Genomic DNA, 21,725 nt, shown 5'->3' on the forward strand with positions numbered 1-21,725 from the left:
GGTCACTTCTCGGCGGGTGCGGTGCGCAGGGCCCGGTCCTACGGTGACCGTATGAGCACACACCCGCAGGATCCCGCGCCCCTCGCAGCTCTGCCGGAGGACTGGTCGACGGCGCTCGCCGTCGTCGCCCACCCGGACGACATGGAGTTCGGCGCCGCCGCAGCCGTCGCGCGCTGGACCGGTCAGGGCAAGCGCGTCGTGTACTGCATGGTCACGAGCGGAGAGGCGGGCATCGACGGCATGGACCCCGACGTCGCGCGCGGCGTGCGCGAGGCGGAACAGGTCGAGTCGGCGCGGCTCGTGGGCGTCGACGACGTCGACTTCCTCGGCCTGCCCGACGGCGTGCTCGAGTACGGCGTGCCCCTGCGGCGCGAGATCGCGCGGGCCGTGCGGCGACACCGGCCGGACGTGGTCATCACCGGCAACCACCACGACGCGTTCCCGAACGGCGTCCCGAACCAGGCGGACCACGTCGCCACGGGCCGTGCGGTGCTCGACGCCGTGCGCGACGCGGGCAACCGCTGGATCTTCCGGGACCAGGTGGAGGACGAGGGGCTCGAGCCCTGGGGCGGCGTCGGGCAGGTGTGGGTCGCGGGCTCGCCGGCGGCGACGCACGCCGTCGACGTCAGTGCCACGTTCGACGCCGGTGTGGCGTCGCTCGCAGCGCACGCGGCGTACCTCGACGGGCTCGGGTGGGAGGACTTCGACCCGGCGGAGTTCCTGGCGTCGATGACCGGGCCGACGGGTTCGGCGCTCGGGGTCACGCACGCCGTGGCGTTCGAGGTCGTGAAGCTCACCTGGGACTGACGCGGTCCGCCGACCCGCGTGCTCGGCGGGAGCGCCGAGCACGCGGGCGGGGTGGGGTCAGGCGCGCGCCGCGGCGGCCGCCGGGACGTTCGCGACGCCGTCGGGCAGGAAGCGCCGACCGAGGACCTTCTCGGAGTAGCCCGTGCGGTCCAGGTACGGCGTGATGCCGCCGAGGTGGAAGCCCCAGCCGGCACCGAGGATCATGCACAGGTCGACCTGCGACGCGCTCGCGACCACGCCCTCGTCGAGCATCAGGCCGATCTCCTGCGTGAGGGCCGTGAGCACCGAGTCGAGCACGCCCGCCTCGTCCAGAGCACCGTCGCCGCCCGCCGTCCCGTCGCCGAACACGGCCTGGATCGCCGGGTCGACCGGCTTCGGCAGCCCCTTCGGCGCGTCGAGCACGACGGGGATCTGCTCGTCGACGATGCGCTGGAGCCCGGGGGAGACCGGGAACCGGTCGCCGAGGTCCTCGCGCAGCGACGTGAGCACGTGCAGCCCCACCGCCGGCCCGACGAGGTCGAACAGCGCGAACGGGGGCATCGGCAGCCCGAGCGGCGCGACGGCGCGGTCCGCGACCTCGACCGACGTCCCGTTCTCGACCGCCTCGACGATCTTGCCCATGAGGAGGATGAGCAGGCGGTTGACGACGAAGCCCGGCCGGTCCGCGACGAGGACGGCCGTCTTGCGCAGCTTCTTCGTCATGGCGAACGCCGTGGCGAGGGCGGCGTCGTCCGTCTTCGCCGCCTGGATGATCTCGACGAGCGGCATCTGCGCGACGGGGTTGAAGAAGTGCATCCCGACGACACGCTCCGGGTGCCGCAGGTCGGCCGCCATCTCAGTCACGGACAGCGCGGAGGTGTTCGTGAGGAACACCGTCTCGTCGCCCACGACGCCCTCGAGCTCGGCGAACACCTTCTTCTTCAGGCCGAGGATCTCGGTGACCGCCTCGATGACGACGTCGCAGCCCGCGAAGTCGCCGAGCTCGGTCGTGCCGTGGACGTTCGCGACGATCCGGGCCCCGGCGTCGCGCGACATGCGTCCCGAGCCGACGAGCTTCTCGACCGTCGAGCGGACGGAGGCGAGGCCCTTCTCCACGCGCTCGGCGTCGAGGTCGCGCATGACGACGGGCACCTGGAGCCGCTGGGCGAACAGCAGCGCGATCTGCGCCGCCATGAGCCCGGCACCGACGATCCCGACCCGGGTGACGGGCCGCGCGAGCTTCGCGTCCGGCGCGCCCTGGGGCCGCTTGCCCTTCGACACGAGCTGGAACGCGTAGACGCTCGCGCGCATCTCGTCGCTCATGATGAGGTCGGCGAGGGCCTCGTCCTCGGCCGCGAACGCCTCGTCCTTCGTCGCGGTCCGCGCGGCGGCGACGAGGTCCAGCGCGCGGTACGGCGCAGGCCGCGAGCCGGCGACGACCGCGTCGAGCCGCTGCCGGGTCCCGGCGACGACCGCGTCCCACACGGGCTGCGGGTCGAGCTCGCGGCGCTCCACGACGACGTCCCCGCGCAGCACCGACTCCGCCCAGCGGATCGAGGACTCGAGGAAGTCCGGCGCGTCGAACAGCGCGTCGACGAGGCCGATCTCGAACGCCTCCTTCGCCTTGAACGGCTTGTTCGCCGCGGGGCGCTCGAGGATGACCTTCATCGCGTCCTGGATCCCGAGCAGGCGCGGGACGAGGTACGCGCCACCCCAGCCGGGGACGAGGCCGAGGCCGACCTCGGGGAGCGCGAGCGCCCCGGCGTCGGACGCGACCGTGCGGTAGTCGCAGTTCAGCGCGATCTCGAGGCCGCCGCCGAGCGCGACGCCGTTGACGAACGCGAACGTCGGGACGCCGGTCTTCTCCCGCAGCCCGCCCAGGATCGCGTACGCGGCGTGACCGGCGCGGCCGAGACCGAGCGCGTCGGCCCGGCCCTGGATCGCGGCGGCCTGCGTGAGGTCGGCCCCCGCGGCGAGGAAGTACGGCTTGCCGGTCACCGCGACGGCGACGATCTCACCGTCTGCCGCGCGGCGCTCGATCCCCTCCAGGGCGGTGCGGAGCTCCGCGAGCCCCTCGGGCCCGAGCGTCGTGGGCTTGGTGTGGTCGAGCCCGTTGTCGAGCGTCAGCAGGGCGAGCGTGCCCGTCCCGCCGGGGAGCGCGACGTCGCGCACGAGCGAGTGCGTGACGCGCTCGCCGCGCGCCGACCCGCCGTCGCCCCGCGGGGACGGCTCAGCGGTGATGGTCTGGTCGGCGTTCGTCGTGCCGGGCCTGCTGGTGGTCTCTGAGGTCGTCTCGCTCACGGTCAGTTCTCCCCGTCGGTCGCGGTGGTCGTGTCGGCGGCGCCGTGGCCGGAGTAGTCGGCGTGGTGCGGGTTCTCCCAGATGACGGTGCCGCCCATCCCGAGCCCGACGCACATCGTCGTCAGGCCGTAGCGCACCTCGGGGTGCTGCTCGAACTGGCGGGCGAGCTGCGTCATGAGGCGCACGCCCGACGACGCGAGCGGGTGGCCCATGGCGATCGCCCCGCCGTAGAGGTTGACGCGCTCGTCGTCGTCCGCGAGCCCGAAGTGGTCGGTGAACGCGAGCACCTGGACGGCGAACGCCTCGTTGATCTCGAACAGGCCGATGTCGTCGATCGTCAGGCCCGCGGACGCGAGCGCGCGCTCGGTCGCCGGCACCGGGCCGTAGCCCATGACCTCCGGGTCCACGCCGGCGTACGCGTAGGAGACGAGGCGCATGCGTGCGGGCAGGCCGAGCTCGTCGGCGACCTCGCCCGCGGCGAGCAGGCACGCCGTCGCGCCGTCGGTGAGCGGCGAGGCGTTGCCCGCGGTGACCTTGCCCCCGGGGCGGAACGGCGTCTTGAGGTCCCGGATGGCGTCGACCGTGGTGCCGGGACGCGGGAGCTCGTCGGCGGTGGCCAGACCCCAGCCGAGCTCGGTCGAGCGCGTCGCGATCGGCACGAGGTCGGAGGAGATGTCGCCGTTCGCGAGGGCCTTCGCGTACTTGGCCTGGCTCGCCACGGCGTAGGCGTCCGCGCGCTCCTTGGTCAGGTGCGGGTAGCGGTCGTGCAGGTTCTCCGCGGTCGCTCCCATGACGAGCGCGGACGAGTCGACGAGCTTCTCGGCGACGAACCGGGGGTTCGGGTCCGAGCCCTCGCCCATGGGGTGGTGCCCCATGTGCTCGACGCCGCCCGCGACGACGACGTCCTGCGCGCCCACGGCGACGTTGGCGGCGGTCGTCGTGACGGCGGTCATCGCGCCCGCGCACATGCGGTCGATCGCGAACCCGGGGACCGACTTGGGCAGCCCCGCGAGCACCGCGACGCTGCGCCCGAGCGTCAGGCCCTGGTCGCCCGTCTGCGTGGTCGCGGCGAGCGCGAGCTCGTCGATGCGCTCCGCGGGCAGCTCGGGCCGACGGCGCAGGAGCTCACGGATCGTCTTCACGGCGAGGTCGTCGGCGCGGGTCTCGGCGTAGATCCCGTCGGGACGTGCCTTGCCGAAGGGGCTGCGCACCCCCTCGACGAAGACGACGTCGCGCACCGCACGACGGCGCGCCGCCTGGGTCGGCGCGTGGGCCTGCGCGGTGCTCGCGCCGGCGGCGGCTCCTGGGGCCAGGCTGTCGGCCACGGTCATGGCATCTCCATCCGGTCGGGTGGTCCGGCCGTGGTGGGGCCGGGTCAGATGGTCGGGACGGCGGTGTCCGGAGCGACACCGCTCAGGTGATACACGCTACCGCGAGTATCGGGAAAGCACGAGAACGATGCTACGACATGACGAGACCCGGTATCGCCAACCTGTGGGCCCGTGGGCCACGTTGCGATACCGGGTCTCTGACAGGGGTCTCGCGCGCACCGCTCGCGCCGGTGCGGACCGCGGTCAGCGGCTGCCGCGCAGCTTCCGCACGACCTTCTTCGCCGTCGGCAGGCCCTTGTTCCAGGCCGAGTACCACATCGAGAACGGCACGTCGACGCTGTGCACGAGCTCGTCGTCGTGCTGGGCGAAGCTCCGCTTGAACTCGCTGATCCCGTCGTTGAGGAGCCCGTTCATGTCGTAGCGCACGAGACCCGCCTCCTGCGCGAGCGTGATCGCGTGCCACTTGACCGGGGCGTTCGCACGCAGCTTGCGCCCGGCGTCGTCGATCCCCCCGTACAGCTCGAACGACGTCGTCGCCGACGCCACGCACCACACGAACGACACGGGCGCGCCCTCGGAGAACGCCGCGACGAGCACCGAGTGCTCGCCGAGCTCGCGGTGGATCGCGAGGTAGTACTCGTCCTCGTGCAGCGCGAAGCTCGCCCGCTCGGCGGTCTCGTGGTAGACCGCGAGGACCTGGCGGACCTCGGCCTCATCCGTGACGCGCCGCACCTCGAGCCCGGTGCGGGCCGCCTTGCGGATGTCGTAGCGCGTGGACTTGCCCATCGCGGCCGTGAGCTCGTCCGGGGTCTTCGTGAGGTCCAGGATCAGGGTGACCGGGTAGAGGATGGGGTTCGCGGCGTCGCGCGCGCCCGGTAGGTCGAGAGGCGTGCCCACGGGCCAGTCCGGCTCGATCGTGATCCCCACGCCGCCCACGTTGTCCTTGCACCACGCCACGACCGCGCGCGTCACGGCGTCGCGCGCCGCGTCGTCGCCGACGCCAGGACCGGCGCCCCAGCCGTCGGGCCCGGGGGCCACGACCGGGCCGCGCGGCACGTGGCACAGCGCCTTGAACTGCGCGGGCAGGGACCGCACGAGCACCTGGGCGAGGCCGACCGTGCGGCCCGTGCCGTCGACCGCCTCGAGGCGGCGCGGCGTCCAGGCGCCCGTCGCCTTGACCTCCCCCCAGCCCCACAGCTGCAGGGGGTGGCCGCCGAGCGCGTTCACCTGGGCGTCCCAGGCGTCGCGGTCGGTCACTGTCCGGATCGTCAGGTTCGTGTCGTGCACGGCCCCGACCCTACCCGTCCGCCTACCGGTCCGACACGTCCGCGAAGGCCGCCGCGAGGCGCTCCGCGAGGAGCCCGACCTGCCACTCGCGCGCACCGCGGCCGCGCAGGAACGCGGCCACGCCCGCGGCGTCCGCGGGGTCGGGCGGGGTCCAGCACAGGCGCCGCAGCGCGTCCGGCTGGAGCAGGTTCTCCGCCGGCACGGTGTGCTGCTCGGACAGCTCCTGCACGACGGCGCGCGCCGCCTCCAGGCGTGCGGCGGCAGCCGGGTCGCGGTCCGCCCAGGCGCGCGGTGGCGGCGGGGCGTCGGAGCGCGGCCCGCGGACCGAGGGCAGGGCGCTCGCGGGCAGCGCGAGCGCGGTGTCGATCGCCTGCTGCCAGTAGGCGGCCCGGCGTCGCGTGCCCTTGCCCGCGAAGGCCGGCAGGGTGACGAGCTGGGCGACGCTGCGCGGCAGCGCCTCGGCGGCGGCGACGATCGCGCGGTCCGGCAGGACGCGCCCCGGCGCGATGTCCCGACGGCGCGCGTTGACGTCGCGGGCCTCCCACAGCGCGCGCACGACGGCGAGTCGGCGCGCGTCGCGCAGCGTGTGCGTCCCGGAGGTGCGTCGCCAGGGGTCGACCCGCGGCGGGGGCGGGGGAGCCGTGCGCACCGCCTCGAACTCCTGCGCCGCCCACTGCGTCTTCCCGGCCTCCTCGAGCCGTGCCGCGAGCACGTCGCGCAGCGCGACGAGCACCTCGACGTCGAGCGCCGCGTAGCGCAGCCACTCGGGCGGCAGGGGGCGCGTGGACCAGTCGACCGCCGAGTGCTCCTTCGCGAGGCCGAGGCCGAGCAGCTCCGCGACCACGGCCGCGAGCCCGACGCGTTCCATGCCGAGGAGCCGCGCCGCGAGCTCGGTGTCGAAGACGCGCGCCGGGAGCAGGCCGAGCTCCGCGAACCCGGGCAGGTCCTGGGACGCGGCGTGCAGCACGAACTCGGCGTCACCCACCGCCTCGCGCAGGGGAGCGAGGTCCGGGACGCCGACCGGGTCGATGAGCGCGGTGCCCGATCCCTCGCGCCGGACCTGGACGAGGTAGGTGCGCTGGCCGTAGCGGTAGCCCGACGCGCGCTCGGCGTCAGCCGCGACGGGGCCCGTCCCCCGCGCGAACGCGTCGACGACGCGTGCGAACGCCTCCGGGGTGTCGACGACGGGACCCACCCCGTCCGACGGCTCGGTGAGCGGGACGACGACGGGGACGACGGCGCCGTCGTCGGGGGCGTCGTCGGGCTGGTCGAGGGGCGAAGGTGCAGGTGCTGCGGCCGAGCTCATGGACCCACGGTATTGCGTCGCGCGGGCAACGGTGTGATCCCCTCGGGCAGCGGGGGCAGGCCGGCGGCCGTGCACAGCAGCTGCGCCCAGGCCGCCAGGTGCGGTCCGAGGTCGGTCGTGAGCGGCGTCCAGGACGCGCGCATCTCGAGCTCGACGTCGTTCGCGCGCCCGGCGAGGGCGCCGAAGCTCTGGGACAGCACACGGGTGACGGTTCCGCCCTCGGCCCGCGCGGACGCCCCGGTGTCGCGCAGCGCGTCGGCGAACCAGGTCCAGGCGACCTCGGCGAGCATGTCCTCCGCCGCCATCTCGGGCTCGAGCGTGGCGCGCACGAGCGTCACGACCCGGAACCGCCCCTGCCACGCCTCCTGGCCCGCGGGGTCGTGCAGGAGGATGAACCGCCCGGAAGCGAGGTCCGGCTCGTCGTCGCCCACCCCGGAGACCTCGCCGGTCAGCGCGACGGAGAACGGGGCGATGCGCCGTGGCGCGGGGACCTCCCGCAGGGTCACCTCGGGACGCACGCGGCGGGCGGCGACCGACTCCAGGGCCGCACGGAACTCCTCGGGCGCCTCGGTCCCGTGAGCGGTGATCACCCTCAGCACACTACGAGCCCCCGCGCACGCCGAGGGCCGCGGCGCGCGCGGACGTCACCGAATCGTGACCGCGATCGTCACCACCGCTGACCACGCCCGGATGCTGGCCACGTCCGGAGCGGTCGAGGACGGGGGACTAGGCTGTCCGCGTATCCGCCCCGTACCGGTTGCACCTGCCTGCCGTCGCGTCCGTCGGTGCCGCTCGCGCGGTGTCGCCCGGCCGCGGTCGTGCCCTCGAGGTCGCCGGTACCGATCTCCGAGGAGCAGGGAAGCAGATGGCAGCACGAGCACAGATCGGTGTGACCGGACTCGCGGTCATGGGTCGCAACCTGGCCCGCAACTTCGCCCGTCACGGCTACACGGTCGCGGTGCACAACCGCTCGTACGCCAAGACGGAGTCCCTGATCGCCGAGGCCGGCTCCGAGGGCGACTTCGTCCCGTCGGAGTCCATGGCCGACTTCGTCGCGTCGCTCGAGCGCCCGCGCAAGGTCGTCATCATGGTCAAGGCCGGCGCGGCGACCGACGCGGTGATCGACGAGCTCGTGCCGCTGCTCGAGGAGGGCGACATCGTCGTCGACGCGGGCAACGCGCACTTCCCCGACACGATCCGTCGCGAGCAGGCGCTGTCCGCGCTGGGCCTGCACTTCGTCGGCACCGGCGTGTCCGGCGGCGAGGAGGGTGCGCTCAACGGCCCGTCGATCATGCCCGGCGGCACGCGCGAGTCCTACGCGAGCCTCGGCCCCATCCTCGAGGACATCTCCGCGAAGGTCGACGGCGTCCCGTGCTGCACGTACGTGGGTCCCGACGGCGCGGGCCACTTCGTGAAGATGGTCCACAACGGCATCGAGTACGCCGACATGCAGCTCATCGCCGAGGCGTACGACCTGCTCAAGCAGGGGCTGGGCGCGTCGGCGGCGGAGATCGGGAAGATCTTCGAGGAGTGGAACACGGGCGACCTCGAGTCGTTCCTCATCGAGATCACGGCCGACGTGCTCCAGCACGTCGACGCGCAGACCGGCTCGGCGTTCGTCGACGTCGTGCTCGACCAGGCGGAGCAGAAAGGCACGGGCCGCTGGACCGTGCAGAACGGTCTCGACCTGGGCGTCCCGATCACCGGCATCGCCGAGGCGACGTTCGCGCGTGCGCTGTCGGGCTCGGTCCCGCAGCGCGAGGCGGGCCGTGCGGCGCTGCCCGCGGACGCGCAGGCGTGGGACGTCACCGACCGGGACGCGTTCGTCGAGGACGTGCGCCTCGCGCTCTACGCGTCGAAGGTCGTCGCGTACTCGCAGGGGTTCGACCAGATCGCCGCGGCGTCGGCCGAGTACGGCTGGGACATCGACCGCGGCGCGATGGCGCGCATCTGGCGCGGGGGCTGCATCATCCGCGCGCGCTTCCTCAACCGCATCACCGAGGCGTACGAGCGCAACGTCCAGCTGCCGCTCCTCCTCGCCGACGAGTACTTCACCGGCGCCGTCGGCAACGGGCTCTCCGCGTGGCGCCGCGTCGTCGCGCAGGCCGCGCTCAACGGCGTGCCGACGCCCGCGTTCTCCTCGTCGCTCGCGTACTACGACGGCGTGCGGGCCGAGCGTCTGCCTGCCGCGCTCATCCAGGCGCAGCGCGACTTCTTCGGTGCCCACACGTACCGCCGCGTCGACGGCCCCGGCGTGTTCCACACCGAGTGGACCCGCGACCGGAGCGAGACGCGCGAAGGCGACGCGTGAGTCGAGGCGTCGTACGCCCGGCGGTCGTCCACCCGATCATCCTGGGTGGCGACGCCGGTGCGTACAGCCTGGCCCGTGCGTTCCACGAGGCGTACGGGGTGCGCAGCACGGTCGTGACGATCGTCTCGACGCGCAACATCCGGTACTCGACCATCCTCGACAACGTCATCGAGCCACAGCTCGACGACCCCGAGGTGATGGTGCGCACCATCCGGGAGATCGCCGCGCGCGCGAAGGCGCCCGCGATGGTCGTCACGTGCGTCGACTGGTACGTGCAGGCGCTCGCCGAGCACCGCGCGAAGATCGAGGACGTCGCAGTGGTCCCGTACACGACCACGGACCTGCTCGACCGCGTGATGGACAAGCAGCGCTTCTCCGAGCTGTGCGTCGAGCTCGGCGTGCCGCACCCCCGCACGGTCGTGCGCCACGGCGGCGAGCGCGTCGGTGAGCTGGGCCTGCGGTTCCCGATCATCGCCAAGCCCGGCGACAACGTGGCCTGGCACCGGACGTCGTTCCCGGGCAAGCGCAAGGTGCACGAGCTCGCGGACCGTGAGCAGCTCGAGTGGCTCCTGCGCACGGCGGGTGACGCCGGGTACCGCGAGCCGTTCATCGTCCAGGAGTTCGTCCCGGGCAACGACTCGCAGATGCGCATCATGACCACCTTCTCGGACGAGAAGGGGCAGGTGCGCATGGCGCACGGCGGCCACGTGCTGCTCGAGGAGCACACGCCCGGGACGCTCGGGAACCCGGCGGCGATCCTCACAGGCCCGCTGCCGCAGATCGAGGCGGACGCGCGCAAGCTCGTCGAGCACCTCGGCTGGACGGGCTTCGCGAACTTCGACATCAAGGTCGACCCGCGCGACGGCACGGGGTACTTCTTCGAGCTCAACCCCCGCACGGGCCGCTCGAACTTCTACCTCACCGCGAGCGGCATCAACCCGGCCATGTACTGGGTGGGCGAGCACCTGCAGGGCGGGCGGGTGCCCGACCCCCGGCGCGTCCCGGTGCTGTACCGGATCGTGCCGGGGTTCCTCCTGCGCCGGTACGTGCGCGGCGCGACGGACCCGGCGGTCGCCGCGCGGGTGCGCAAGGTCAAGCGCGTCGGGCACCCGCTCAAGTACTCGCGTGACCGCGCGTGGCGTCGGGACCTGTGGGTCCGCGTCGCCGAGCTGCGCCAGGTGCAGAAGTTCCGCGCGTTCTACCCGGTGTCCGCCGCGAAGGCCGCCTACGTGGCACCGGACGACGGAGGCCGGGGCGGGCGTGGCTGACACGGACGCCGGTCGCGGCCCGGGCCCTGCGACCGACGGTGGGCCCGACGAGCGACCGCCCGTCGGGGTCATCGGCGGCGTCGGGCCGCTCGCGACGGCCTACTTCCTCCAGCTCGTCGTCGAGCTCACGGACGCGGAGCGCGACCAGGACCACCTCGACATGGTCGTGCTCAACCACGCGACGATCCCGGACCGCACCGCGTTCGTGCTCGGGCGCTCGGAGGAGGACCCGGGCCCGGTCCTCGCGCGCGACGCGCGCCGGTTGGAGTCGTTCGGCGTGTCGTTCCTCGTCATGCCGTGCAACACGGCCCACCACTTCACGCAGCAGGTGGTCGACGCCGTGAGCGTCCCGTTCGTGTCGATCATCGACACGACGGTCGAGGCGGCGCGCGAGCGCGTCCCGGGCCTCGCGACCGTGGGGCTGCTCGCCACGGCGGGCACCGCCGCGGCGGGCGTCTACCAGGACGCGTTCGCCGCTCACGGCGTGACGACGGTCGTGCCCGACGACGCCGACCAGGCGCTCGTCTCGCAGATCATCTACGAACAGGTCAAGGCCGGGCGACCGGTCGACATCGACACGTTCCGGGCCGTCGCCGGGCGCCTCGTGGAGCGCGGCGCGTCGGTGATCGTCCTCGGGTGCACCGAGCTGTCGGTCGTCGCCGTCGACCACGACCTCCTCGCGGACCCGGTGTACCTCGACTCGATGGACCAGCTCGCCCGCGCGACGATCCGTCGCGCGGGCCACCGCGTGCGGGACTGAGCGGCCGGCCGGGGGCGTCCCTCGGGACGCCTCAGCCGTCGCGCCTCAGGCCTCTCTCGTGCCGGACGAGCGCCTCAGCCCAGTTCGCTCGTGCCGGAGTAGAGGTGCAGGACCGGCACGTGGAGCTCGTCCCGCGCACGCGAGGCCCAGTCGCGGTGGAACGTGTCCTCGACCGCGTGCGGGTACGTCACCACGACGACCTCGCGGACGTCACCGGCCGCCACGGCCTTGCGCAGCGCGGGCAGCGGGTCGTCCTCGGTGACGGTGCCGTCGGCGTCGCGGCCCGCGGCGCGCAGCTCGGCGACGCTGCGCTCGAGCTGCTCGGCCGCCGTCGCCTTCGCCTGCTTCTCCGAGGGCTCGCGACCGAGCACCTCGTCCCACGCCTGCTTGAGCTCGCCCACGCTGAGGTGGTCGATCAGCGCAGAGACGAGGTTGCGCTCGGTGTCGGCCGGCACGAGGACGCGGTAGGCGAGCGTCTCTCCTTCGTGCAGGGACAGCATGTGCTGGACGTCGGCCGGGTTCAGCGTGTCCTCGGTGAGGACCAGGATCGTGTCGGTCACGCGCGTCAGCCTATCGGCAGGAGCCAGCGCGCGATCGTCGTCCCGGCCGGTGCGCCGGGCCGGGCGTGCGGGCTGTGCAGCAGGTGCGCGAGCCGCGCGCCGCGCGGCAGCACCGGGACGCCCTGCTGCGGTCCCGCCGGTACGTCCCCCGCGACGATGCGGCCCGGTCCGGGTCCGACGATCCCCGGCGTCGTCGTGACGCACAGCTCGTCGACGAGGTCGGCCCGCAGCAGGGCGCCGAGGAGCGTGGGCCCGCCCTCGGTGAGGACACGGCGCAGGCCGAGGTCGGCGAGCACCTGCAGGCCGGCCGCGAGGTCGACCTGCGCGTCGCCCACCACGACGACGCGGTCGTCGGGCAGGACGGAGCGCGCGGCGTCCGCCCCGGCCGCAGCGGTGAGCACGAAGGGCGGACGGTCTGCGGCGACGAGCCGCTCCGGTACGTGCCCCGTCCGGGAGACCAGCGCCAGCTCGAGGGGTGCCGCGCGCAGGTGCGTGAGACCGCGGGGACGTCCGAGCGCCGTGTAGCCCTCCGCGCGGGCCGTGCCGGCACCGACCAGCACGACGTCGGCGAGGGCGCGCAGCACGCGGAAGACGCGCCAGTCCGCGTCGTCGTTGATGGACCCCGAGCGCTGGTCGGGCCCCCATGCCGCGCCGTCGATGCTCGTGACCATGTTCGCCCGCACGGTCCACGGGCCGCGGGACGGCGGCTCGTCGGCGTAGAGGGCGGCGAGCGCGTCCTCCCGGGGGTCGGGGTCGAGGCGTCGGGGCGCGGGGAGCAGGACGTCCAGAGGCGGCAGGTCGTCGCGTCCCCCGGGTGATGCGTCCGCGGTCGGGGGAGCGTGCGGCGTGGAGGGCGGTGTCGTGGCGGAGGTCACACGGGCCACGGTAGCGGCAGGCGTAGGCTGGATCCTCGTGACTTCAGCGCCAGCATCCGGCGGGACGACCGCGCCGAAGGGCTCCACCGGGGAGGTCGTCCGGCCGGTCGTGACCACCGCGAGCACCGCGGCGGGCGTCCCCGCCCTCGCGGACGTGCACCCGTCGGTCCCGCCGTCGCGGCTCCTCGCCGACCTCGTCCCCCCGCCCCACTTCGCCGACGCGCGGTTCTCCACGTACCGGGCCAACCCGCGGTACCCGAGCCAGGCGCAGACCGTCGCGCGGCTCGAGGAGGTCGCGGCTACCGTCGTGAAGCCGCCGCGCAAGGGGCTCTTCGCGCGCCGCACCACGGCCCCCGCCGTGTACATGGACGGCGGGTTCGGCGTCGGGAAGACGCACCTGCTCACGTCGCTCGCGCACGCGGTCGGGCTCGACGCGAGCGCGTACGGCACCTTCGTCGAGTACACGAACCTCGTCGGGGCGCTCGGGTTCCAGGCCACCGTCGAGGCCCTCGCGACGAAGAAGCTCGTGTGCATCGACGAGTTCGAGCTCGACGACCCCGGAGACACCGTCCTCATGTCGCGCCTGCTGCGCGAGCTCGCGGACCGCGGCGTCGCGCTCGCCGCGACGTCCAACACGCTGCCCGAGGCGCTCGGCGAGGGCCGGTTCGCCGCGGAGGACTTCCTGCGCGAGATCCAGGCGCTCGCCGCGCGCTTCGAGGTCCTGCGGGTCGACGGCGAGGACTACCGCCACCGCGCGGTCGTCACCGACTCGGCCCCGCTGGCCGAGGACGTCGTCCGCGCGACGGCAGCGACCGAGCCGGGCGCGACGCTCGATGCGTTCGACGACGTGCTCGCCCACCTCGCACAGGTCCACCCGAGCCGGTACGGCGCGATGCTCGACGGCATCCGGGCCGTCGCCCTCACGGGCGTGCATCCCGTGACCGACCAGTCGTCGGCGCTGCGACTCGTCGTGCTCGTGGACCGGTTGTACGACCGCGACGTGCCCGTGCTGCTCGGCGGCGCGGGGGAGACGGGCCTGTTCACCCCGGAGATGCTGCGCGGCGGCTACCGCAAGAAGTACTACCGGGCCCTCTCCCGGCTCGGCTCTCTCGCCGAGGACGGCCGCGCCCTGGTCGGCACCGCCTGACGGCACGTCGGGCCGTCAGGCGTCTCGGGTACTCAGGCGCCTCAGGTCGCGGCGAGGCGGCGCTTCTCGACGTCGACGTCGAAGTCCGCCGGTGGCCAGCCGAGGTCGAGCCGGCGCAGCGCGTCGAGCAGCAGCTCGCTCACGGCGAGGCGCGCGAACCACTTCCGGTCCGCAGGGATCACGTGCCACGGGGCGATCTCGGTGTTCGTGCGGTCGAGGACCGTCTGGTAGGCGTCCTGGTACGCGGGCCACTTCTTCCGTGAGTCGACGTCGGCCGGGTTGTACTTCCAGAACTTGTCCGGACGCTCGAGCCGCTCCATGAGCCGGGCGCGCTGCTCCTCGTACGACACGAGGAGGGCGACCTTGACGATCGTGGTCCCCGACGCGACGACCTTCTCCTCGAAGCGGTTGATCTCGTCGTACCGCTTCTCGAGAGTCTCGTCGGGCGCGAGCGAGTCGACGCGGGCGATGAGCACGTCCTCGTAGTGCGACCGGTCGAACACGCCGATGTACCCGGGGCGGGGGAGCGCGCGTCGGACGCGCCACAGGTAGTGGTGCCGGCGCTCCTCGGGCGTCGGCACGCCGAACGAGCGGTGGGCGACGCCCTGCGGGTCGACGAGCCCGACGACGTGCCGCACGATCCCGCCCTTGCCCGAGGTGTCCATGCCCTGGAGGACGAGCAGCACCGACCGGGAGCCGCCCGACCTGCCCTCGGCGAACAGCCGCTCCTGAAGGTCCGAGAGCTCGTCGGCGTGGTCCGCGACGAGCGCCTCGCCGGCGGCCTTGTCCCCGCCGAAACCGGGGGTCGAGTGCCGGTCGAACGCCGCGAGGTCGAAGCCTGCCGGCGCGCGCAGCACCTCGGTCGGCGGGACGTCCCAGTCGGGGGCTGCCGCACCCGCGGGGGCCGATCCCTTCGAGGACGTCGTGGAGGACTTCTTGCCGGAGTGCTTCCCCCCGCCGTGCTTCCCGGGGTGCTTCCCGGACTTCTTCTTGTCCGAGGTCTTGTCCGACTTCTTCGCGGCAGCCATGGGCGTGAGCGTAGTCACACCCAGGACACGACGGCGACGGAACGCGCGGGAAGGTCGACGATCCGTCCGCGGACCTCCGTCGCCGGGTCCCACGCCGCGAGCAGGCGTGGCGAGCCGCCGAGCGCGAGCTGCAGGGTGCGACGACGCCGGCCCAGGTTCACGGCGACGGCGATCGTCCGGCGCTCCACGACGAAGGCCGGCCCGTCGTCTGGGCCGAGCCGACCCTCCTCGCCGGACGCGTCGTCGTCCGCCCCCTCGGGGCCGTGCACCGTCACCGCGGACAGGTCTCCGGAGCGCACGTCGGCGCGCGCGCGCAGCCCGACGAGGGTGCGGTACCAGTCGAGCAGACGGGCGTGGTCGCCGTCGTGCCGCTCGGACCAGTCCAGCACGCTCGCGTCGCGCGTCGCGGGATCCTGCGGGTCGGGCACGACAGGTCCGTCGTCGCCCGCCGCGTCCCAGCCGTGTCCGGCGAACTCCGCGGCGCGACCCTCGCGGACCGCTCGGGCGAGCTCCGGGTCGTCGTGGTCCGTGAAGAACTGCCACGGCGTCGAGGCACCCCATTCCTCGCCCATGAAGAGCATCGGGGTGAACGGGGACAGCAGCACGAGGGCCGCGGACACCGCGAGCCCCCCGGGGTCGAGGGTCGCCGACGGCCGGTCGCCCTGAGCGCGGTTGCCCACCTGGTCGTGGTTCTGCGTGCACACGACGAACGCGTGCCCGTCGGTCCCCTCGGGCACGGGCCGTCCCCACCGCTCCCCGCGGAACGTCGACCACGTGCCGTCGTGGACGAAGACCCCGGTCAGCGCCTTGCGGAGCACGGCGACCGACCCGAAGTCGACGTAGTAGCCCTCCCGCTCGCCCGTGACGAGTGCGTGGAGCGCGTGGTGCACGTCGTCGGCCCACTGCGCGCGCATCCCGCGCCCACCCTGCTCGACACCGGTCACCGTCGCCGGGTCGTTCTCGTCGGACTCGGCGATCAGGGTGAGGGGGCGGCCGAGCTCCTGCTCGACACGGTCGACCCGGCGCGCGAGCTCGGCGAGCACGTGGGTCGGGGAGTCGTCGACGAGCGCGTGCACCGCGTCGAGGCGCAGCGCGTCGACGTGGAACTCGACGAACCAGCGTTCGGCGTTGTCGATCACCCACTCGCGCACCTCGCGGCTGCCGGAACGGTCGAGGTTGACGGCCGCACCCCACGGGGTGTGGTGCGCGTCCGTGAAGTACGGACCGAACTCCGGCAGATAGTTCCCCGACGGGCCCAGGTGGTTGTAGACGACGTCGAGCACGACGGCGAGGCCACGTGCGTGCGCGGCGTCGACGAAGCGCTGGAGTGCGCGCGGGCCGCCGTACGGTTCGTGCACCGCATAGAGGTGCACGCCGTCGTACCCCCAGCCCCGGCGCCCCCCGAACGCCGCGACGGGCAGGAGCTCGACCGCGCCGACACCGAGGTCGACGAGGTGGTCGAGCCGGCCGATCGCGGCGTCGAGCGTCCCCTCGGGGGTGAAGGTCCCGACGTGCAGCTCGTAGAGGACCTCGCCGCGCACGTCGCGACCCGCCCAGTCGTCGTCGCTCCACGCGAACGCCGGGTCGAACGACCGGCTCGGACCGTGCGCGCCGTAGGGCTGCCACGGGCTGCGCGGGTCCGGTCGTCCCGGTCCGTCGTCCACCGCGAAGCCGTAGTCCGTGCCCCACGGCAGCTCGTGGTCGTACCCCCACCACCCCGGGACGTGCGCCCCGACGAGCCGCAGCGGCTCACGGCGCGCGCCGTCGAACGTGCCCGATCCTGGCCGGGGCAGGAGCAGCTCGACCGTGCGCGCGGTCGGCGCCCACACGAGCGGTCGGGGGCCGGGCACGGACAGCATCGGGGTCCCTCGGGGCGGAGGCGCGGGCGTCACGGGGCACCCGCCTCGACGAGCAGCGCGACCGGCAGGTCGGCCAGGAGATCCGCGACGGGGACGGTGCCCGCGGGGTGGACGCGGCCGGTGAGCACGTCGCGCCATCCGCCCGTCGCGACCGGCAGCGCCACGACGTGGTCGCGCCACCCGCCGAGGCGTCGGACCGTGCCCTGCAACCGCGTCGCGACCGTCACCGCGCGCGGCGCGCCGTCCTGCGTGCGCGCGAACGCGAGCGCGCACGGCGTGGACGTCGCGACCGGCGCGTAGCCCGCCCCCGCACCGACGAACGCCTCCCGGGCGTCGCGGCGCAGTCGCAGCGCGCGCGACGTGACGAGCAGCTTCTCGTCGGCCAGGGTCCGCGCGCCGCCGCCCTCGTCCAGCCGTGCGAGGCGGGCGTCGAGGTCGCGGACGTCCACCGGGCGCCGGTTGTCGGGGTCGACGAGCGTGGGGGAGTAGCCCTCGCTGCCCTGGTACACGTCCGCGACGCCCGGGGCGGTGAGCTGCACGAGCTTGATCCCGAGGCTCGCCGCGCGCAGCTCCTCGTGGTGGTCGTGCGACCAGCGGGCGAACGCGGCGAGGACGGCCGGGTCCTCGAGGGCTCGACGCGCGAGGTCCTCGACCGCCCGCTCGTAGGCCTCGTCCGGGCTCGTCCAGGACGTGCGCACCTTGGCTTCGCGCAGCGCCTTGCGCAGGTAGTCGACGAGACGGTCGGCGCCGATCGCACGGTGGTCGTCCGGGCGGTCCGACGACCCGGTGGCGTCGTCGGGAACGGCCGTGGCGTCGGGCAGCCACGTGCCTGCGACCGTCTGCCACAGCAGGTTCTCGGCGAGCCCGTCGACGAGCACGCCGCGGTACGGGGCGCTCGCGGACCGGACCTCGTCGACGAGCCGTGCCCAGCCCGTCGCGTCCTCGGCGAGCACGCCCAGTGCGGCCCGCGTGTCCTCGCCGCGCTTGGTGTCGTGCGTCGACCCGGCGGTCAGCGCGAGCGGCGTGAGCGCGGAGAAGCGCTGGGCGAACGCGTGCCAGTCGTGCACGCCGAGGCTGAACCGGTCGGGCTCCCCGCCGACCTCGCACAGGCTCGACAGCTCGGTCCAGCGGTAGAACGCCGTGTCCTCCACGCCCTTCGCGGTCACCGCGCCGCACACCTGCTGGAACCGGACGACGAGCTCGTCGCGGCGCGCCTCGCGCCGTCGGCCCGCGCTGCCGACCTCGCGCCCGAGCACGAGGTCGACGACGACCTCGAGCGTCTCGCCGCGCTGCGGGTCCAGGCGGGTGCGGGCGCGCGCCGCAGCCTCCTCGACGGCGCGCACGGCCTCGTGCCGTGGCGTGACGCCCGGCTCGACGTAGGCGCGGTAGCGGTCGAACGCGACGAGCAGCTCGCGCAGGCACTGGTGCAGGCCGCGCCACGTGTGGTCGCGCAGGCGCGGGTCGTCGTGGCAGATCGCCGCCGCGAGGTCCGTCAGCCGGTGCACCTCCGCGTAGAGCGGCCCGGCGACGACCTCGTGCTTGGCCTGCTCGACGACGCCCTCGAGACCACCGGCCAGGTCGCCGGTGAGTCGCGTCATGACCGCGTCGAGCCCGGCGCGACCGCCCGGGTCGACGAAGAGCTGCTGGAGGCGCCACGCGACGTCGTACCCGGTGGTCCCGACCGTCGCCCAGTCCGGCGGCACCTGCTCGTCGCCCGCGAGGATCTTCTCGACGACGACCCAGGCGCCGTCCGTGCGCTCGGCGAGGCGGTCCAGGTACTGCCCGGGGTCGGCGAGCCCGTCCGGGTGGTCGATGCGCAGGCCGTCGACGACCCCCGACGTCACGAGGTCGAGCAGGAGGGCGTGCGTCGCGTCGAACACCGCCTCGTCCTCGACCCGCACCGCGACGAGCGAGCCGACGTCGAAGAACCGCCGGTAGTTGAGCTCCTCGTCGCCGACGCGCCAGAACGCCAGGCGGTAGTGCTGGCGCTCGACGAGCTCGGTGAGCGGGAGGTCCTGCGTGCCCTCGCGCACCGGGAACACATGGTCGAAGTACCGCAGGACGGTGGTCCGCGTCCCGCCCGGCACGTCGATCTCGTCGAGGACGAGGTCGCCCGCGGCGAGCGCGTCCCCGAGCCGCACGCCGAGGACCGGCATGAGGACGGCCCCCTCGCCGGCCGACCAGTCGACGTCGAACCACGACGCGTACGGCGACTCGGGACCGTGCTCGAGCACCGACCACAGCGCGCGGTTGTGCCACGCGGGGGTGGGGACGGCCATGTGGTTGGGCACCACGTCGAGCACGATCCCGAGGCCGGCGGCCCGTGCCGCCGAGGCGAGCCGGTCGAGGCCGGCGCGGCCGCCCATCTCGGCGCTGATGCGATCGTGGTCGACGACGTCGTACCCGTGCGTGGACCCGGGCGCGGCCTGCAGCACGGGCGACAGGTACAGGTGCGTCACCCCGAGGCGCGCGAGGTAGGGCACCTGGCGCGCCGCGTCGTCGAACGTGAGGTCCGGGCCGAGCTGGAGCCGGTAGGTCGAGACCGGGGTGGCACGGGGGGACGGCGCGCCCGGCTCCGGGGAACGCACGGCCGCGTCGGTGTGCTGCGTCACCGGAGCGGGGGCCGGGTCAGGACGATCGAGCTGCGGCCCGTGACGGGCACGGTGTCGCCCGGGCGGAGCTCGTCGCCGTGGTCGACGGTGCCGTCCGTGTCGAGGACGACGGACCACGACGCGCCGTACTGCTCGCCCGGCACCGTGAACTCGAGCACGTCGTGGTGCGCGTTGAGGAGCAGCAGGAACGAGTCGTCGACGATCGGCTCGCCGCGGCGGTCCTTCTCCGGGATCGCGTCGCCGTTGAGGAAGACCATCACCGAGCGCGCGTACGCGTGGTTCCAGTCCTCGGCGTTCATGCGCGAACCCGTGATGTCGAGCCACTCGATGTCCGGCAGCTCCTCGGGGTTCGTCGTCTTGTCGTCGGGCCCGCGACCCGCGAAGAACCGCCGACGGTGGAGCACGGGGTGGTCGCGGCGCAGCCACACGACCCGGCGCGCGAAGTCGAGGAGCGCACGACGCTCCTCGGTGTCCGGGTCGACGGGGACGCCCTCGTCGTGCACCGGAGGCTCGGTGGAGGAGCTCGCGTCCTCGACGATCCCGCGCCAGTCCATCCAGGTGATCTCGCTGTCCTGGCAGTACCCGTTGTTGTTGCCGCGCTGGGTCCGGGCGATCTCGTCGCCGTGCGCGAGCATGGGCACGCCCTGGGACAGCAGCAGCGTCGTGAGGAAGTTGCGCCGCTGGCGGGCCCGCAGGGCCCGGACGTCGGGGTCGTCGGTCGGTCCTTCGACGCCGCAGTTCCACGAGCGGTTGTGGTTCTCGCCGTCGTTGTTGTCCTCGCCGTTCGCCTCGTTGTGCTTGTCGTTGTAGGACACGAGGTCGTTGAGCGTGAAGCCGTCGTGCGCGGTGACGAAGTTGATCGACGCGATGGGCTTGCGACCGCTGTGCTCGTAGAGGTCCGACGACCCGGTGAGCCGGCTCGCGAACTCGGGCAGGGTCGCGGACTCGCCGCGCCAGAAGTCGCGCACCGTGTCGCGGTAGTCACCGTTCCACTCGGTCCACAGCGGCGGGAAACCACCGACCTGGTAGCCACCGGAGCCGAGGTCCCACGGCTCGGCGATGAGCTTGACCTGGGAGACCACCGGGTCCTGCTGGACGATGTCGAAGAACGCCGAGAGCCGGTCCACCTCGTGGAACTGCCTCGCGAGGGTCGCCGCGAGGTCGAAGCGGAACCCGTCGACGTGCATCTCCGTGACCCAGTACCGCAGCGAGTCCATGATGAGCTGCAGCACGTGCGGCGAGCGCATGAGCAGGGAGTTGCCCGTGCCCGTGGTGTCGAAGTAGTGCGCCTCGTCGCCGTCGACCAGGCGGTAGTACGCCTTGTTGTCGATGCCCCGGAAGCTCAGGGTGGGACCCATGTGGTTGCCCTCGGCCGTGTGGTTGTACACGACGTCGAGGATCACCTCGATGCCGGCCTCGTGCAGCGCCTTGACCATGGACTTGAACTCCATGACCTGCTCCCCTCGCGTCCCGTACGCGGCGTAGCCGTTGTGCGGCGCGAAGAAGCCGATCGTGTTGTAGCCCCAGTAGTTCGACAGGCCCTTCTCCACGAGGTGGGGGTCGTTGACGAACTGGTGCACCGGCATGAGCTCGACGGCCGTGACGCCGAGCGACACGAGGTGCTCGATCACCGCCGGGTGCGCCATGCCCGCGTACGTGCCGCGCAGCTCGTCGGGCACGTCCGGGTGGAGCATCGTCATGCCCTTGACGTGCGCCTCGTAGATCACGCTGTCGTGGTAGTCCCGGTTCGGCGGGCGGTCGTGGCCCCAGTCGAAGAAGGGGTTCACCACCACGGAGACCATCGTGTGCGCGGCCGAGTCGTCGTCGTTGCGCGGGGGAGCCGACGGCGCCCCCGCGTCGTCGCCCTGGTCGTCACCGGGCTCGTCCGAGTCGGTGGCGGTGCGCTCGGGCTCCTCCGCGGCGGCGTCCGGGTCGTCTCCGAAGCGGTAGGAGAACAGCGACTCGTCGCCGTCGATCTGGCCCTCGATCGCCTTGGCGTAGGGGTCGAGGAGGAGCTTCGACGGGTTGCAGCGATGGCCGTTCGCGGGGTCGTAGGGGCCGTGCACGCGGTACCCGTAGCGGGTACCGGGGCCGATGCCCGGCAGGTAGACGTGCCACACGTGGGCGTCGACCTCCTCGACCTCGACGCGCTGCTCGGTGCCGTCGTCGTGGAGCAGGCACAGCTCGACGCGCTCGGCGACCTCGGAGAAGAGGGCGAAGTTCGTCCCCGAGCCGTCGTACGTGGCCCCGAGGGGGTAGGGGTGGCCAGGCCAGGTCTGCATCCCCAGAGGATG

General features: G+C 73.5%; 16 protein-coding genes. 5 read left to right on the forward strand and 11 right to left on the reverse strand.

All coding sequences use genetic code 11. From position 1 onward, the window contains the following. The first annotated feature begins 51 nt into the window (after positions 1–51). Entirely contained in the window at positions 52–807 is a 756-nt protein-coding gene (locus V5D56_RS13240) for a PIG-L deacetylase family protein (protein ID WP_435735777.1), read from the forward strand. Positions 808–864: 57 nt separating this feature from the next. On the opposite strand, the gene V5D56_RS13245 is transcribed toward V5D56_RS13240, so the two are convergent. The 5 genes from V5D56_RS13245 to V5D56_RS13265 form a co-directional block, all read right to left on the reverse strand. Further along, positions 865–3,027, reverse strand: a complete 2,163-nt coding sequence (locus V5D56_RS13245; protein WP_435739034.1) for a 3-hydroxyacyl-CoA dehydrogenase NAD-binding domain-containing protein — start codon at positions 3,025–3,027, stop codon at positions 865–867. A gap of 62 nt (positions 3,028–3,089) precedes the next feature. Then, entirely contained in the window at positions 3,090–4,418 is a 1,329-nt protein-coding gene (locus V5D56_RS13250) for a thiolase family protein (RefSeq protein WP_435735778.1), read from the reverse strand. Between the two features lie 243 nt (positions 4,419–4,661). Continuing rightward, complete coding sequence (locus V5D56_RS13255; protein WP_435735779.1) at positions 4,662–5,705, reverse strand: lipid II:glycine glycyltransferase FemX; 1,044 nt, start codon at positions 5,703–5,705, stop codon at positions 4,662–4,664. A 22-nt stretch (positions 5,706–5,727) separates the two neighbouring features. Further along, positions 5,728–7,011 carry an HRDC domain-containing protein gene (locus V5D56_RS13260; RefSeq protein ID WP_435735780.1) on the reverse strand — a complete coding sequence of 428 codons (1,284 nt, stop codon included), beginning with the start codon at positions 7,009–7,011 and terminating at the stop codon, positions 5,728–5,730. Then, positions 7,008–7,598 carry a DUF3000 domain-containing protein gene (locus V5D56_RS13265; protein ID WP_435739035.1) on the reverse strand — a complete coding sequence of 197 codons (591 nt, stop codon included), beginning with the start codon at positions 7,596–7,598 and terminating at the stop codon, positions 7,008–7,010. The genes V5D56_RS13260 and V5D56_RS13265 overlap by 4 nt, the downstream gene beginning before the upstream one ends. A 278-nt stretch (positions 7,599–7,876) precedes the next feature. Here V5D56_RS13265 and gndA point away from each other — a divergent pair, with 278 nt between their 5' ends. The 3 genes from gndA to V5D56_RS13280 are packed head-to-tail and all read left to right on the forward strand — an operon-like array spanning position 7,877 to position 11,350. Next, positions 7,877–9,322 carry an NADP-dependent phosphogluconate dehydrogenase gene (gene gndA, locus V5D56_RS13270; protein ID WP_435735781.1) on the forward strand — a complete coding sequence of 482 codons (1,446 nt, stop codon included), beginning with the start codon at positions 7,877–7,879 and terminating at the stop codon, positions 9,320–9,322. Further along, positions 9,319–10,590, forward strand: a complete 1,272-nt coding sequence (locus V5D56_RS13275; RefSeq protein WP_435735782.1) for a carboxylate--amine ligase — start codon at positions 9,319–9,321, stop codon at positions 10,588–10,590. The genes gndA and V5D56_RS13275 overlap by 4 nt, the downstream gene beginning before the upstream one ends. Further along, the gene (locus V5D56_RS13280) at positions 10,583–11,350 is read left to right on the forward strand and encodes an aspartate/glutamate racemase family protein (protein ID WP_435735783.1); all 768 of its coding nucleotides are present in this window, start codon (positions 10,583–10,585) and stop codon (positions 11,348–11,350) included. The genes V5D56_RS13275 and V5D56_RS13280 overlap by 8 nt, the downstream gene beginning before the upstream one ends. A gap of 74 nt (positions 11,351–11,424) precedes the next feature. On the opposite strand, the gene V5D56_RS13285 is transcribed toward V5D56_RS13280, so the two are convergent. Both V5D56_RS13285 and V5D56_RS13290 read right to left on the reverse strand, forming a co-directional pair. Beyond that, positions 11,425–11,910: a hypothetical protein gene (locus V5D56_RS13285; protein ID WP_251150858.1), complete on the reverse strand. Its 486-nt coding sequence runs from the start codon at positions 11,908–11,910 to the stop codon at positions 11,425–11,427. Positions 11,911–11,915: 5 nt separating this feature from the next. Then, complete coding sequence (locus tag V5D56_RS13290) at positions 11,916–12,785, reverse strand: dihydrofolate reductase family protein (RefSeq protein WP_435735784.1); 870 nt, start codon at positions 12,783–12,785, stop codon at positions 11,916–11,918. Positions 12,786–12,894: 109 nt separating this feature from the next. On the opposite strand from V5D56_RS13290, the gene zapE reads away from it, so the two are divergent. Beyond that, positions 12,895–13,932 carry a cell division protein ZapE gene (gene zapE, locus V5D56_RS13295; protein ID WP_435739036.1) on the forward strand — a complete coding sequence of 346 codons (1,038 nt, stop codon included), beginning with the start codon at positions 12,895–12,897 and terminating at the stop codon, positions 13,930–13,932. A gap of 41 nt (positions 13,933–13,973) precedes the next feature. Here zapE and V5D56_RS13300 read toward each other — a convergent pair whose 3' ends face one another. From V5D56_RS13300 to glgX, 4 genes are read right to left on the reverse strand one after another with little or no spacing between them, the layout of a single operon-like run. Beyond that, the gene (locus tag V5D56_RS13300) at positions 13,974–14,960 is read right to left on the reverse strand and encodes a PPK2 family polyphosphate kinase (RefSeq protein WP_435735785.1); all 987 of its coding nucleotides are present in this window, start codon (positions 14,958–14,960) and stop codon (positions 13,974–13,976) included. Between the two features lie 14 nt (positions 14,961–14,974). Further along, positions 14,975–16,819 (reverse strand): malto-oligosyltrehalose trehalohydrolase, encoded by a 1,845-nt coding sequence (gene treZ / locus V5D56_RS13305; protein ID WP_435735786.1) that lies wholly within the window; start codon positions 16,817–16,819, stop codon positions 14,975–14,977. Between the two features lie 29 nt (positions 16,820–16,848). Beyond that, positions 16,849–19,431, reverse strand: a complete 2,583-nt coding sequence (gene treY / locus V5D56_RS13310) for a malto-oligosyltrehalose synthase (RefSeq protein WP_435735787.1) — start codon at positions 19,429–19,431, stop codon at positions 16,849–16,851. Beyond that, positions 19,428–21,713 carry a glycogen debranching protein GlgX gene (glgX, locus tag V5D56_RS13315; protein WP_435735788.1) on the reverse strand — a complete coding sequence of 762 codons (2,286 nt, stop codon included), beginning with the start codon at positions 21,711–21,713 and terminating at the stop codon, positions 19,428–19,430. The genes treY and glgX overlap by 4 nt, the downstream gene beginning before the upstream one ends. Positions 21,714–21,725: the final 12 nt, after the last annotated feature.

Source organism: Cellulosimicrobium sp. PMB13, from assembly GCF_051294865.1.
Lineage (GTDB): Bacteria > Actinomycetota > Actinomycetes > Actinomycetales > Cellulomonadaceae > Cellulosimicrobium.

Coding starts and splice junctions, on each gene's coding strand:
- V5D56_RS13240 (WP_435735777.1), top strand. CDS start 52: ATGAGCACACACCCGCAGGATCCCGCGCCCCTCGCAGCTCTGCCGGAG.
- V5D56_RS13250 (WP_435735778.1), bottom strand. CDS start 4,418: ATGACCGTGGCCGACAGCCTGGCCCCAGGAGCCGCCGCCGGCGCGAGC.
- V5D56_RS13260 (WP_435735780.1), bottom strand. CDS start 7,011: ATGAGCTCGGCCGCAGCACCTGCACCTTCGCCCCTCGACCAGCCCGAC.
- gndA (WP_435735781.1), top strand. CDS start 7,877: ATGGCAGCACGAGCACAGATCGGTGTGACCGGACTCGCGGTCATGGGT.
- V5D56_RS13300 (WP_435735785.1), bottom strand. CDS start 14,960: ATGGCTGCCGCGAAGAAGTCGGACAAGACCTCGGACAAGAAGAAGTCC.
- treZ (WP_435735786.1), bottom strand. CDS start 16,819: ATGCTGTCCGTGCCCGGCCCCCGACCGCTCGTGTGGGCGCCGACCGCG.
- glgX (WP_435735788.1), bottom strand. CDS start 21,713: ATGCAGACCTGGCCTGGCCACCCCTACCCCCTCGGGGCCACGTACGAC.